The 14,806-nt window shown below is 46.2% G+C and carries 7 protein-coding genes and 2 pseudogenes; 3 read left to right on the top strand and 6 right to left on the bottom strand.

All coding sequences use genetic code 11. The features are described from left to right. Nucleotides 1-951: 951 nt before the first annotated feature. Nucleotides 952-1,512, bottom strand: a complete 561-nt coding sequence (locus tag AC0VXX_RS04185; protein ID WP_413472572.1) for a hypothetical protein — start codon at nt 1,510-1,512, stop codon at nt 952-954. An 89-nt stretch (nt 1,513-1,601) separates the two neighbouring features. Here AC0VXX_RS04185 and AC0VXX_RS04190 point away from each other — a divergent pair. The 3 genes and pseudogenes from AC0VXX_RS04190 to AC0VXX_RS04200 form a co-directional block, all read left to right on the top strand. Then, a pseudogene (locus AC0VXX_RS04190) lies at nt 1,602-2,233 on the top strand (transposase); the annotation flags it as partial. A gap of 75 nt (nt 2,234-2,308) precedes the next feature. Continuing rightward, nucleotides 2,309-3,420, top strand: a protein-coding gene (locus tag AC0VXX_RS04195; protein WP_475514335.1) for an IS3 family transposase whose coding sequence is annotated in 2 segments (ribosomal slippage) — nt 2,309-2,570 and nt 2,570-3,420 — 1,113 coding nt in all. Because the reading frame shifts where the segments join, the coding sequence is not laid out codon by codon here. A 17-nt stretch (nt 3,421-3,437) separates the two neighbouring features. Next, a pseudogene (locus AC0VXX_RS04200) lies at nt 3,438-3,917 on the top strand (integrase core domain-containing protein); the annotation flags it as partial. 207 nt (nt 3,918-4,124) lie between these two features. On the opposite strand, the gene AC0VXX_RS04205 reads toward AC0VXX_RS04200, so the two are convergent. The 5 genes from AC0VXX_RS04205 to gltB form a co-directional block, all read right to left on the bottom strand. Continuing rightward, nucleotides 4,125-4,574 (bottom strand): hypothetical protein, encoded by a 450-nt coding sequence (locus AC0VXX_RS04205; RefSeq protein ID WP_475516048.1) that lies wholly within the window; start codon nt 4,572-4,574, stop codon nt 4,125-4,127. Nucleotides 4,575-4,825: 251 nt separating this feature from the next. After that, nucleotides 4,826-5,020 carry a hypothetical protein gene (locus AC0VXX_RS04210; protein WP_475516049.1) on the bottom strand — a complete coding sequence of 65 codons (195 nt, stop codon included), beginning with the start codon at nt 5,018-5,020 and terminating at the stop codon, nt 4,826-4,828. Between the two features lie 106 nt (nt 5,021-5,126). Next, nucleotides 5,127-6,743, bottom strand: coding sequence for a TIGR04141 family sporadically distributed protein (locus tag AC0VXX_RS04215; RefSeq protein ID WP_475516050.1), 1,617 nt, complete (start codon nt 6,741-6,743; stop codon nt 5,127-5,129). Nucleotides 6,744-8,619: 1,876 nt separating this feature from the next. After that, nucleotides 8,620-10,029 (bottom strand): FAD-dependent oxidoreductase, encoded by a 1,410-nt coding sequence (locus AC0VXX_RS04220; protein ID WP_475516051.1) that lies wholly within the window; start codon nt 10,027-10,029, stop codon nt 8,620-8,622. A gap of 6 nt (nt 10,030-10,035) precedes the next feature. After that, a complete protein-coding gene (gene gltB / locus AC0VXX_RS04225) occupies nt 10,036-14,484 on the bottom strand; it encodes a glutamate synthase large subunit (RefSeq protein WP_475516052.1) in 4,449 nt (1,482 codons plus the stop codon). Nucleotides 14,485-14,806: the final 322 nt, after the last annotated feature.

Genomic DNA, 14,806 nt, shown 5'->3' on the forward strand with positions numbered 1-14,806 from the left:
AGTTAGTTTTTATTTATTGATGGTAGCGTTAACCTTCATGGCAACCAATTGCCTGCAGCATGCCTTTCGTGCAGGTATTTCGGTGGGGCGCTGCAAGTATATCCCTATACGCTCGACGGTGGCTCCATGCCACCAACCCCGACCGCCATACCTACACTGACTTATCACTCTCTTCAATTTAGCCGTAATTGGTATCCACAGAACCGTTAAAAGCTAAATTGTTTTTGGACAAAAGTGTGTTGGCCTTCGAATGAAGGTGTTGGCATTTTTGGATTTTGCATTTGGCTGAGTTGGTTTTTACATCGCTGATGGCAGCGTTGACCTTCATGGTTTTGAATTGCTTGCCGCAGGCCTTTCGTGCAGGTGCTTCTTCGGCACCGCTGTAAACCCATCCTACAGCGCTCGACGGTGGCATCTGATGTGAATGGATTCACAAATGCCGTAGTGACATGGATGTCAAAGAGCGGCCATGCTACCAACCCCCCACCGCTATACCTACACTGACTTATCTATCTCTTCGATTTAGCCGTAATTAGTATCCACATAGCCGTTAAAAGCAAAATTATTTTTGGACAAAAGTATCTTGGCCTTCGAATGAAGGTGTTGGCATTTTTTGGCTTGTAGCATTTAGTCGAGTTAGTTTTTATTTATTGATGGTAGCGTTAACTTACATTGTTTTGAATTGCTTGCAGCAGGTGCTTCTGTGACACGCCGCAAGTACAATCCCTGTAGGCTCTGCCGTGACATCCATGTCACGGAAGGTCACAGCCGCACCTACACCGAGTTCTTAATCTCTTCGATTTGACCTTACTAGTGTCACTCGGGCAATCAAAAGCTAAATTGTTTTTGGACAAAAATGTGTTAGAGCAACAGACCTAATTAACCTGATATTGATTAGAAAAAGTATCTTAATTTAACCAAAGCCCTACTTTGTACCGAACAATTGGTTTCCTATGCTGCTTTAAGTGTTCTTTTTACACCTGAATATTTTTGTTTTAGTTTAGGTACAGTCAGTTTCAGCCCAATGCATTTGCCTATCTCTTTAATTTTTTTAAAGATAAATTCCTCCCCCCAAGGATGCATTGATAAATACTGCCCAATGTCCTGCTTATAAATAAACAAACTTTCATCTGACAAGCCTTCAAAGGTCTTACCATAAGCACAGGTAACATCACCACCATCTAAGTTTTTACCAAAAAACAAAGGGGCATGAAAATGTTCTGGATAGTTAGGCATAGAAATAGCTAGATCAGTAATTAATCCGTCAGACTCTACCCATGAGTGATCTGTAACAACACCTGATTCAAGCTGTGCTTCACCAATACATAACTCACTACTTATACCCAGCTCATTAAATATTACAAATAATACAATTGTTGAATCATGGCAGGCGCCATTGTACTTAGCTTTAATCATCCAATCCCATAATGCTGTGAATGCTTTTTGACTTTTAAATTCCATAGGATTAGAAATCGCGATTTTTGACAGATTATTTTTCCAAACTGAAATCATTGTAATTTATCCCTTATGGGTAATCCCCCCGAAAAACCACGGTGTTCATAAGTAGAATTTTCTCGTAATCTGTAACTAGGAGATTCTCAATGAAAAAATCAAGATTTAGCGACAGCCAAATACTATCAATTCTTAAGCAAGCTGATGCAGGCTCACCTGTTCCAGAGCTTTGCCGTGAGCACGGTATGAGCAGCGCCTCTTTTTACAAATGGCGCTCCAAATATGGCGGTATGGACGCCTCGTTAATGGGACGACTTAAAGAGCTAGAAGATGAAAACCGTCGCCTTAAAAAGATGTATGCAGAAGAGCGACTCAAAGCCGAGCTGATCCAGGAAGCCATGGCAAAAAAGTGGTAAAGCCGTCTCTGCGGTGCGAGATGGCAAGGAACGCCGTAAGCTCTAGGGAAGTGAGTATCCGTTTGGCCTGTAGCACCTTCCACGTCAGCGAAAGTTGCTATCGCTACCAGCCTAAAAACTCAGACGAAAACGCTGTCATAGCTGACTGGCTAATTCGATTGACGAACAACCAACGTAACTGGGGCTTTGGCCTGTGCTTTCTTCATCTACGTAACGTCAAAGGCTTTGGTTGGAACCATAAACGTGTTTATCGAATTTATCGTGAGCTTGAGTTAAACCTTCGTATCAAACCTAAGAAGCGATTGGTTCGTGAAAAACCACAGCCACTAGCGGTACCTGAAAAAGCCAACGAATGTTGGTCAATGTGTAACCCTCCCCTAAAATAGTCCCATGCATAATTAGAGCTCTCCCGGTACACTGAAACCTCAAGGAGAACGACAATGAAGAAATCACGCTATACCGAAACTCAGATAATTAAGATCCTGAAAGAAGTCGAAGGTGGTCGCCTGATCAAGGAAGTCTGCCGCGAATATGGTGTTTCAGATGCAACCTATTACAACTGGAAGAGTAAGTACGGTGGTATGGATGCCTCAGACATTAAGCGCTTACGCGAGCTGGAAGATGAAAATCGACGCCTAAAGCAGATGTTTGCAGACATCAGTTTGGAACATAAAATCCTCAAAGATCTCGTCGAAAAAAAGCTCTGAAGCCAGCGGTCAGGCGCGAGCTGGTTGAGTATGTGCGCAGTGTGCACCAAACCAGTATACGTCTAGCCTGCCGCGTAGTTGGCATCAGTCCATCTGTATACCGTTATCAGCCTGATAAGAGTCGGGATAACCATGTTATTGCCGCACTTCAGGAGTATGCAGAGAAACACCCCGCATATGGGTTTGGCAAGCTGTTTAAAGTGCTTAAACGCAAGGGAAAGTCATGGAACCATAAACGTGTTTACCGTGTGTATTGCGAGCTTAAATTGAACCTCCGTCGTAAGGGCAAGAAGCGCCTGCCGAATCGCAATCCGGCACCGTTAGCGGTTCCAGAGGCAATGAATCAATGTTGGTCGATGGACTTTATGTGTGACAGTTTACACTGCGGCCATCGCTTCCGAACGTTTAATGTCATCGATGATTTTAACCGGGAAATACTGGCTATCGAAGTTGATTTAAGCCTCCCAGCTCAACGCGTTATCAGAGTGCTAGAACGAATAATAGCCTGGCGTGGTATGCCACAAAAGCTGCGTATGGATAATGGTCCTGAGTTTATCTCTCTGGCTTTGGCTGATTGGGCTGAGCGGAATCGAGTACAACTGGAACATATAAAACCTGGCAAGCCGACTCAGAATTCGTATATCGAACGCTTTAATCGCACATATCGAACAGAAGTTCTGGATATGTACCTGTTTAAGAGCCTGAGGGAGGTACGTGAAATTACTGATAACTGGATGAATGAGTATAACGAAGAGCGACCACATGACTCACTAGGAGATCTCACACCGTGGGAATATTTGGCGAACAAGAAACAGGGAGAAAGCTCTAGTTTTAAGTGGAACTAAAAGAGGGAGGTTTACAAATGGACTTTATGCATGATCAACTTGCAGACGGCCGTTCAGTCAGATTATTTAATGTGATCGATGACTTTAATCGAGAAGGGTTAGCTATCGAAGTGGATTTTTCTTTGCCAGCAATCCGTGTGCAAAGAACACTTGAGCAGATCATTGAGTGGCGTGGAAAACCGAAGTCTATACGGTGTGATAATGGGCCTGAGTATATCAGCAGTTTACTTGTAGCTTGGGCTGAGAAGCATCAAATAGCGCTTTGCTATATCCAACCAGGCAACCCTCAGCAAAACGCCTATATCGAACGCTACAATAGAACTGTACGTTATGATTGGCTATGTCATTACCTGTTTGACTCTGTGACCGAGCTACAAAACTTTGCAACTGAATGGCTTTGGGTTTATAACAATGAACGACCAAACATGGCATTGGGAGGAATAACCCCCATGCAGCGTTTAGCCCAAATTAACAAGTCTACTTCTGAACTCCATTAAAAATGGGGGGATTACCCAGCAAGAGGCCAATATCCAATATCAGCTTTCGAGCTCTTCTCGGTGTAAAATAGAAAAGTCTTTATGCTCTCCGCATACGGGGCAAGATTCTGGGATTCGTTCGTCCTCATAGTAATAATTACCTTTGTCGCACTTTGTGCAATGAGTGCTATAAACAGGCTCTTTCTTGGTATCCATAACAAACGTCCCCTATAGTTTTCTTCTAACGATTTCTGAGTGTTCTTTTCGCTTGGCTGTGGTTCTTTTTGTCCAAGTCGAAGTTTGCACCGATACAGAAATTTCGACATTATAACTGCGCTTATCTACCAGGGTTTTAAGGTGCTCGGCAAATGCATTAGCAAGTTCAACGCTATCAAGGAAAAGCTCCTTGTAGGTCAAGCGCCCCGTAGGGGAAAAGGATAAAGAGACCATGGATTCATCTGTGCAATGCTTATCCTGCAAGTTACTCGGCAAATCCCTGTGCAACAACTTTGCGGCTACAGTGGCGTACTCAACCACAGTCTTGTTGGGAAAATCTCCAGCACTTCTAAGCATCCTTTCCTTCAACATACGAATCCTCCTCTGTTGCTCCACAATCAGCACAAATCCAGCTTTGTAGCGTGGTTGTAACAAAAGAACTTTTACAGACTGGGCATTCATTAGGACTCTCGATTTCTGATGCATTAGTCAATATATTTTTACTCATCAATTCAATGCCTTTCTCACGGTTGCTACAAGCTTAAACAAGAGTTTAAATTCACTTTGGGGCAAAAATGTCTTAGAGCGATCGATCTAAGACGTACCTGAACAAAACTGAGTTAAACCTAAGCTTTAACTCATAAGATGTTTGATTAGTGCGAGCTGGTCAACCAGAATACTTTATCCCCTCTGGGTGGCCTTATGAACGGTTACTACTTAAACATATTTTTTAGTGATTTTTGGAAGTCGTCCATAGCCTTTTGAGCTTTGCGGCCATCATCACCGGTAAAACTAATTTCCGCTTTGCAACTTGAGCAAATTTTTTTCCTTCCAGGGCGCATATCTTCAACTTTAACTTTCATCGTTCTTTTGCATCCGGGGCACTCTACATCAACTTCCAATTTCATATTATTCAATCCTTATTTTTACACATTACGCGATCACCAAATTATCCGGTGCGGCGCTTTACTATGGATGTGTTTGGTTGCAACAAGTCAGAACTTCATTAACTTGCTAGTTTTTTCTGGGTTTGTATTTTTTCTTTTTCAATAATATTGGACAAACATCGATTTTGGCTAACGATACCCCATAATCAAGTGCTCTAAGCGTTTTAAGTGAATTTTTTAACGTTACTTTTGAGAAAAATGGGAGGTCATTAGGTATTTTTTTCTCAGTAGCTATGGCGTATACAATATTGTAATTACTAGGATTAGGGCGAGCTTTAGGATCAGAAAGTTTAATAGAAGTAGGTAACTTGGGATTTAGTTGCTCCCTGTACCAAGAGTCTTTAACAAATGCTTCAGCTGCTACAAAACCTTGAGAAAATAAATGGCTTAACGTACTAGAGCTCCGGTAGAATTTAACATGTATAAATTCGTTACCATTCCTAATAAGATCGCAATGTTCTAGTTTGTCGTATGGGCCGCCGATCTTTATATTATTTTTATCCATCAGGCAGAAGTTACTTTCAGTATTAAATACATGCTCATTGTAATCTTCTTCACGATCTTGCGTGTAAAGAGGAAATTTGAATGGATGTATATCCAAATCTTTCAGGTACTCATCAACCGCAGTTACAAAGTCACAGTTTATCTTATACCAAACCCCATTCCTCAATATGTAATGGTCTGAACCGAACTTAATTTCAGCATATAAACAACGGTAAACCGGCCAACTCTTAACGGACTGATACTCGCTATTATTGACATGAATAACGTTGCTTTTCATCATTTCCACTGTTGGTACAGTGCCGTTGAGGTAGTAGAGATAGTCATCAAAAGACAATATTACATATCGTGGCGTACGTTGATACATGTCAAATGAATAACCTATTTGGCTTTCCCAATCGATAATTTCTGGCTCGCCTAGCCAGAAATTATCGTGCTTCTCATCAACTAAGTATTGATCAAGCTCCATATCAAGAATATCAATCTCATCAAGATCACGAACTCGGTTGATATTCTCTACCCAGCTAAACTTTGCAGGTAACTTAGACCTATATCGTCTAATCGATTCTGATAGAATTTTCGGAAGATCTGTTAACTTTGCCTCTACCGCGATTGTGAGAGCGTCTCTTCCTGTTACATGGCTTCCAAATTCCTCGACCAATGATGCTCCGGTCACTGCGTAAAGCATTTCCATTTCAGAATCCAGATGTAGATTAAATACGTCAACATCCACAGAGCTTTGGGTTCTTGAGTTTAAGGGATTATGATCATAACTAGCTTTGTCTAAGCTCCTCAGCTTGTCAGGATCTACGGAGTTTAACGTGACTTTAAGACCAAAATCTCTTTCGATAGCCTCAGACTTTAGCAGGTGAAACCCAGTACCAAACGAGAGAATAAAAGTTGCGCCAGAGATTCTTACAACAAAAACGGCGCCCACATTTGAAGACATTCCAAATTGCGAAGCATCTACTTGGCCATCGGAAGTAAATAACTTAGTCCAAGGTGTTACACTTTTTGGTGGTTGTTTTTTTATATATAAAAGAGAAGATTCAGTCTCTGGCAAGTCTAATTCAATAGGTGGTTTGGCATTTTCCAATTTAATGATTTCAGAGTCTGATTTCCCTCCATCCCTAGCTAGGTAAATGGAAAGTTTTTCTTTTCTTATTTTCTTAGATTTTGCCATAAGTGAGTACTCTGTCCGTGAGTTGATTGATTCCATGCTCTTGGGGGCTTCTTTCAGGCCGCTTGCGGTGTGAGTCAAGCGTCCCTATGAAAAAGCATGCAGATCACTTTAAAAGCCGCGATATACGGGCCTTAGCTAACGTCTTCAAGCTATCATAAAAAAGGCAATTCTTATCTGAAGCACTATACCTTGTAACATCAATTAAACTGCTTGCATAACATATAAAACTACTTGAATTTACTCTTCTTTTTCTTTTATCTCAATAGCTAAATCTACACATTTATGAATTATTTGGCTAAATAACCAACTAGAACAAATACTCGGAGATAATGTAATACATAATCAAATCGAAGAGAGCACTTTCATGTAAGTCAGGAAATGCAGATGCGGCAGTGGACGTAGATGGCATGGAGAGGTATCACTAAGTAATACTCTCCGAGCGAGAGATAGGGGTATCGAACTGGCATTTAAACATGGAGGTTGTTTGCCATCGTCGAGCCTCCATGGACCGATTCACGGCGTTTCACTGAAGTATCTGCACATTCCCTCGCCGGGCAGGCGGTAGACAGCAATGAAGGTACGACCTTCAAGCGCACACCCCAATAACAATGAACCAAAATAGAAAATGTAACTAGCCTTCATTCAAAGGCTAACAAGTTTTGGGGCAAAAGCTTCTTAGCCTTTAACTCACTAGTCGTATCAAATGAAGTCCAATCGAAGAGGCGTTAGGTAGAGGTGTAAGCGCGGTTTTGGCCTTCGAAATCATGGATGATTTCGCAGAGCCCACACGGACGTGCTTGAACAACGTCCATGCCTAAAAGCCAGTTCGGCATCCATGCCTCTCGTTCGTAAGCACGAAGCTATGCTTCACTCACCGAGCCAAAAAAGCGCTTGCACATAAGCCTGCTGCAAGCAATTAACCCCCATTGAAGGTTCGACCTTCAAACACTTTCAATAAATGAAAATACAGCCAGCCGCTACTCAAACAAATGTCATCGTTCTTCATTTCAAGGCCACCAAACTTTGGGGCAAAAGCTTCTTAGCCTTTAACTCACTAGTCGTATCAAATGAAGTCCAATCGAAGAAGCGTTAGAGATAGGTGTAAGCGCGGTTTTGGCCCTTGGCGGCATGGATGCCGCCGTGGAGCGTATAGGGATATATTCACAGCGAGCCAAAAGAGCGCTTGCACATAAAGCCTGCGGCAGGCTATTAATTGCCATTAAGGTGCGTTTTCATAGCACATCAATAAATGAAAATTCAGCATAACGCTGCTCAAGTAAACTTAAAAAAATGCCAAGCCTTCATTTCAAGGCCACCAAACTTTGGGGCATAACCAAGTTAGCTTTCTACTCGCCACTCACACCAAATGCTGCTTAATCGAAGAAACGTTCGATACCAAGTGTAAACGCGGCTGCGGCCTTTGCCAGCAGGGATGCCATCGTAGAGCCCACAAGCATGGCTCACAACAATATCCCTATCTAAAAGCCAGTTCGACAAAATATATCCATATACAAAAGCCAGTTCGACATCCTTGTCTCTCGTTCACGAGTATATGGCTGTCGCCAAGCTCACCCTGTCTCTCGTTCGTGAGTTCGAAGCTACGCTTCACTCACCGTGTCGCAGAAGTGTTTGCACATGAGGTCGTTCCTTCACATCCCTGTGATCACGACATTGGTGCTGCCATGCACTGCACCTGCGGCAGGCAATTAGCTAAAGCGAAGGTTAACGCTTAATTAACTCTCACCGCAGGTGATAGGTAGCCATGAAGGTGCGACCTTCAAAATCAGCCTCGTTTTACGAGGCAAAAAAAAGCACTTTAACTTCACTCAAAGTTAAAGTGCCAATCACATGCAAAATTTTGCAGTCAGCCTAACGGCTAGGCTTCGAAGCTGTTTAATATCCCCATGGCAGCATCGCGACCTTCGGCAATCGCGGTGACGACCAGATCAGAGCCGCGCACCATATCGCCACCGGCAAACACTTTCGGGTTGCTGGTTTGAAAGGGGTTGTCGGCCACCTTGGGCGCGACCACCAATCCCCACTGATCCAGTTCTACACCGTGATCAGCCAGCCAGCTTGCTGGGCTAGGCTGAAAACCAAAGGCGATGATAATGGCATCGGCCTCAATCAGTTTTTCGCTGCCTTCGATAGGCTGTGGACGGCGACGGCCTGAATCGTCGGGCTCACCAAGTTGCGTCTCGACGCACTCGATAGCGCACACCACCCCGTTTTCGGTCTTAATGGCGGTAGGTTGACGGTTGAACAGAAAGTTAATGCCCTCTTCGCGGGCGTTTTGCACCTCGCGGCGTGAACCTGGCATGTTTTCTTCATCACGGCGATAGACACAAGTGACCTCACTGGCGCCTTGGCGTATGGCGGTGCGTACGCAATCCATGGCGGTATCACCGCCACCGAGCACTACCACTTTTTGTCCTGCAAGGCTCAAATATGGCGATTCGCTCGATTCTGTCCCCATGATGTGGTGAGTGTTACCGATAAGATAGGGCAGGGCTTGATAGACGCCTTTGGCATCTTCATTCTCCAGCCCTGCTTGCATCGCCGTATACGTTCCCATGCCAAGGAATACGGCGTCGTACTGTTCGAGCAGGCTATCGAAGCTGATATCTTCTCCGACCGTAATGCCAAGTTTAAACTCGATCCCCATCCCCTCAAGCACCGAGCGACGGGTCGCCATGACCGACTTATCCAGTTTAAACGAGGGAATACCATAGGTGAGCAGGCCACCAATTTGCGGGTTCTTGTCATACACCACAGCTTGTACGCCGTTACGGGCAAGAATATCTGCACACCCAAGCCCAGCTGGGCCTGCGCCAATAATCGCCACGCGCTCAGGGCGGGCGGTCACCTTACTCATGTCTGGGCGCCAGCCTTGGGCGATGGCGGTATCGGTGATGTATTTTTCAACGTTACCTATGGTGACAGCGCCAAACTCATCGTTGAGGGTGCAAGCGCCTTCACATAGCCTGTCTTGTGGGCAGACTCGACCACAGATCTCGGGCAAGGTGTTAGTTTCATGGACTAATTCTGCCGCTTCTAAAATGCGTCCCTGCTGCGCCAGTTTTAACCAGTTAGGAATATAGTTGTGCAGTGGGCACTTCCACTCGCAGTAGGGATTACCACAGTCGAGACAGCGGTCGGCTTGCTCGACGACTTGTGGCTGTGCGAACGGCTGATAGATCTCGATAAACTGGGTCGCGCGCTTTGCCGCTTGGTGTTTTGTCGGATCTTTACGGCCTACTTCAATAAATTGAAAGTCATTGCTCATTTGAAGTTACCCCGCTACTACTGAAAGTGCTGTATCCGATTGCTCGAGTCGTAACAGATCATTAAGCGCAATATTTTTCGGCTTAACCAATACGAAGCAATCGATCCAGTTTTCAAAATCATTTAATAACATCTTAGCGTGTTCACTGCCGGTTTCGGCCAAATGTTCTTCTATCAGGCCTTTAAGATGTTGCTGTTGAATGGCCGAGTCGACCTTATGGGTGTCGACCATATCGGTATTCACGCGGCGGTTGAAGTGGCCGAAGCGATCAAACACGTAGGCAAATCCGCCGGTCATCCCCGCGCCAAAGTTAACCCCTGTCTTACCCAGCACCAAGACTATGCCGCCGGTCATGTATTCACAGCCGTTATCGCCAACGCCCTCGACGACGGCAATCGCGCCAGAGTTACGTACGCCAAAACGTTCACCCGCTTGGCCAGCTGCAAACAGCTTACCGCCGCTAGCACCGTAGAGGCAGGTGTTACCGATAATGACGCTCTTTTCGCTTTGGAACATGCTGCCAATAGCCGGATAGATGGTGATCTTGCCACCAGACATACCTTTACCAACATAGTCGTTAGCATCGCCACACAGATTGAGCGACAGCCCGGGGGCGTTCCATACCCCAAAGCTTTGGCCTGCACTGCCGCTAAAGTTGAGCTTGATGGGGGCCTTAGCCCCTTTAAGGCCAACGGTCGTGGCAATATGGCCTGAAAGTGCGGCGCCTACAGAGCGGTCGGTGTTGTTGATCTCAAAGCGGCCTTCAAAAGATTCGCCTTGCTCAACCGCAGTTTTAGCGGCTGCCACAATCGCTTGGTTGAGTTCGCCTTTATCCGCAGTGGGGTTGGTCTCCTGCCACGTGAGTGCACAACCTGTGGGCACGACAGGTTTATGTAAAATGGCCGACAGATCTAACTGTTGCTGCTTAGGCGTTGTGCCTTCAAGGGCACTGAGCCACTCGCTACGTCCGACAAGTTGTTCAAATTCGGTGACGCCTAAGGCGGCCATCCATTCACGAATTTCTTGGGCCATAAACTCAAAGTAGGTCATCACCCGCTCTGGCAAGCCGTGATAGTGGTTATCTCGCAGTTGTTTATTTTGCGTGGCAACACCGGTCGCGCAGTTGTTTAGGTGGCAGATACGCAGGTATTTACACCCTAGCGCTATCATGGGCACGGTACCAAAACCAAAGGTTTCAGCTCCGAGCAGTGCCGCTTTAATCACATCTGTGCCAGTTTTGAGCCCGCCATCGACCTGGAGACGAATTTTATGGCGTAAGCCATTAGCTACCAGCGACTGATGCACTTCGGCAAGCCCTAGCTCCCATGGGCTACCAGCATATTTCACCGAAGTGATAGGGCTGGCGCCGGTACCGCCATCGTAGCCTGAGATGGTGATCATATCGGCGTAGGCTTTAGCAACGCCGGTGGCAATGGTGCCCACGCCGGGTTCTGATACCAGTTTGACCGAGATCATCGCCTTAGGGTTGATCTGTTTTAGGTCAAATATCAGCTGCGCCAAATCTTCAATCGAGTAGATATCATGATGTGGCGGCGGCGAAATCAGCGTGACACCTGGGCGGGCATTACGCAGCGCAGCAATTTCGACACTGACCTTATCACCCGGTAGCTGTCCACCTTCACCGGGCTTAGCGCCTTGGGCCACCTTAATCTGTAGCACTTCGGCGTTTACTAAGTAGTGCGCGGTCACGCCAAAACGCCCCGAGGCAATTTGCTTAATGGCTGAGTTGCGCTCCGAGTTAAAGCGGCGTGGATCTTCGCCGCCTTCGCCAGAATTTGAGCGCCCACCAAGACGATTCATGGCGACGGCTAGCGCCTCATGGGCTTCTGGGCTAAGCGCCCCGATACTCATGGCGGCGCTGTCAAAGCGTGGGTAGAGGGTTTGTGCGGCTTCGACGGTATCGATATTGACCGGGCTTTGGCTGGCGTTCACTTTCAACAGGTCACGCAGGGTCGCCACGGGTCTGTCATCCACCAGTTGGGTAAAGCGTTTATAACCTTGGTAATCCTTATCGCGTAAGCAGGCTTGCAGGGTATTGACCACATCAGGGTTGAAGCAGTGGTATTCGCCGCCTTCAACATACTTAAGCAGGCCGCCTTGAGGCAGCGGTTGATGTGGTTGAAACGCCAGTTTTTGCAGCTTCTGTTGATCTTGCTCTAGCAGGTCAAAGCTGGCCCCTTCAATACGGCTAATCACGCCATTGAAGCACAAGTCGACCACGCTTGATGATAAGCCTATGGCTTCAAACTGCTGACTACAGCGGTAAGAGCCTACTGTGCTAATGCCCATCTTAGACATGATCTTGCGCAGGCCTTTGTCTATGCCTTGGCGGAAGTTGAGCATTAAGCGCTGGGTTTCGCTGATCCCACGGGTCGCGGCGAGTGCAGAGATGCTCTCGTAGGCCAAATAGGGATAGATGGCGGTGGCACCAAAGCCAAGCAATACCGCAAAATGATGTGGATCGCGCGCCGATGCGGTTTCAACAATGATGTTTGTGTCGCAGCGTAAGCTTTTGTCGACTAATACCTTTTGTACTGCCCCTACCGCCATGGCGGCCGGGATCACTTGCTTGCGCTTGTCGGTGGCTCGGTCAGATAAAATGAGCAGCGTGGTGCCGGTGCGGGCTAAACGCTCGGCTTCATCGCAGATGCGAATGATGGCGGCTTCTAGCCCCTCTGACAGGTCATAATTAAGGTCAACGGTCTTGGCGCGATAGTTACTTGAGTCTAAGGCTAATAGCTGATTAAAATCACTAAAGAGCAAAATAGGTGAGTTAAACATCACTCGATAGGCATGGCCTGTGGTTTCGTTAAACAGGTTTTGTTCGCGGCCAATACAGGTGGCAAGCGACATCACATGCTTTTCGCGCAGTGGATCGATGGGTGGATTGGTTACCTGAGCAAACTTTTGCCTAAAATAGTCATACAGGGTGCGTGATTTCTTCGATAACACCGCCATTGGGGTGTCATCACCCATGGAGCCTGTGGCCTCTTCGCCTTTATCGGCGAGCACCCAAATTACCTGTTCGAGCTCTTCGCGTGAATAACCAAATTGCTTTTGGTATTGCACTAAGGTGTCGGCTGAAAACTCGCAAACTCCTTGAGCTTCAGCGGGCATCTGCTCGGCGGGGATCAAGGTTTGGCTGTTTTTGGCCATCCACTCTTTATAGGGATGACGACGCTTGAGATCGTTATCGATTTCAAATGAGGAGTAGAGCTGACCGTTAAGAGTGTCGAGCACCAATAGCTCACCTGGGCCTACGCGGCCTTTTTCGACCACTTCGTCGGGGGCGTAATCCCAAATACCTATCTCAGAGGCGAGGGTTAAAATACGATCTTTGGTGATCACATAGCGCGAGGGGCGCAGACCATTACGGTCGACGGCGCAAGCCGCGTGACGCCCATTGGTCATGACGATGCCAGCCGGGCCATCCCAAGGCTCCATATGCATGGAGTTAAAGTCGTAAAACGCCTTGAGCTCATCATCCATCTCTGGATTACTCTGCCAAGCGGGTGGGATAAGTAAGCGCATGGCGCGGTACAGATCCATGCCGCCAGCTAATAGCATTTCGAGCATATTATCCAGTGAGGAGGAGTCTGAGCCAGTCTCGTTGACAAAGGGCGCCGCTTGCTGCAGATCGGGCAGCAAAGGCGCATTAAATTTATAAGCGCGCGCTCGTGCCCATTGCCTGTTACCAGTAATGGTATTGATTTCGCCGTTGTGGGCTAAATAACGAAACGGTTGTGCCAATGGCCACTTGGGTGAGGTGTTGGTTGAAAAGCGTTGATGAAATAGGCAAATAGAGCTTTGCAGGCGGATGTCGGCCAGATCTGGGTAGAAGGCTGGCAGATCTGCAGGCATCATTAACCCTTTGTAGACGATGACTTGGCCTGAAAGGCTGGCAACATAAAAATCTTTGCAGTCGCTCATCTGCTGTTCAAGCCGGCGACGCGCCATATAGAGGCGTCGTTCTAAATCTTTTTCACGCCAGCCGATAGGGGCGTTAATTAACACTTGCCAGATCTGTGGTTGGCTCGCTTGGCCAATCGGCCCCAGTACGTCGGCATCAACCGGGACTTCACGCCAACCGGCAACACTTAAGGTTTCTTTTTCTAATTCACGTTCGAGTAAGTGTTTGGTTTGTGCTGCCAGTTGTTCATCTTGGCTTAAAAACAGCATACCTACTGCGAATTTACGGCTAAGGTGCCAGTCATTTTCAGCGGCAATGGCTTCGAAAAATTTAATGGGAAGTTGCATAAGCAAACCACAGCCATCACCTGTACGGCCGTCTGCAGCAATACCACCGCGATGTTTCATACGGTCGAGACCGTGGATCGCAGTTCGTACTATTCTATGGCTGGCTTCGCCATCCATCTGGGCGATTAAGCCAAAGCCACAGTTATCCCGTTCAAAACTGGGGTGATACAAGCTCATATAAAAACTCCCTAATACTACTAACTAAAACACGTCGGGGAAGTTACGATTGCTATACACCCGAACCAACCAAATTAACTTTAGCCTGATAAAAGGTCAATCCAAATTTATGCATAAAAGCTGGCGAGTCAAATGTGATTTATAGACATGGAGTTGCTACCTTACGTTAACGTTAACTGTAAATTTAATCCTATAACATTATGAATAAAAAGAATTTTGATATTGATGTTTATTTTGGTTTACTTAAATTTAACAATTTGTCGGGTTGATATTATTTTTGGAAAAGTGATTTTTATTGCAGGTACAGTGAATTTTTTAACAT

Source organism: Shewanella sp. QJM3NY_23, from assembly GCF_056173105.1.

Bases quoted from the DNA above. Each gene is read 5' to 3' on its own strand.
- AC0VXX_RS04220 (WP_475516051.1), bottom strand. From the start codon at position 10,029: ATGAGCAATGACTTTCAATTTATTGAAGTAGGCCGTAAAGATCCGACA.
- AC0VXX_RS04210 (WP_475516049.1), bottom strand. From the start codon at position 5,020: ATGAAATTGGAAGTTGATGTAGAGTGCCCCGGATGCAAAAGAACGATG.
- gltB (WP_475516052.1), bottom strand. From the start codon at position 14,484: ATGAGCTTGTATCACCCCAGTTTTGAACGGGATAACTGTGGCTTTGGC.
- AC0VXX_RS04215 (WP_475516050.1), bottom strand. From the start codon at position 6,743: ATGGCAAAATCTAAGAAAATAAGAAAAGAAAAACTTTCCATTTACCTA.
- AC0VXX_RS04185 (WP_413472572.1), bottom strand. From the start codon at position 1,512: ATGATTTCAGTTTGGAAAAATAATCTGTCAAAAATCGCGATTTCTAAT.
- AC0VXX_RS04205 (WP_475516048.1), bottom strand. From the start codon at position 4,574: ATGAATGCCCAGTCTGTAAAAGTTCTTTTGTTACAACCACGCTACAAA.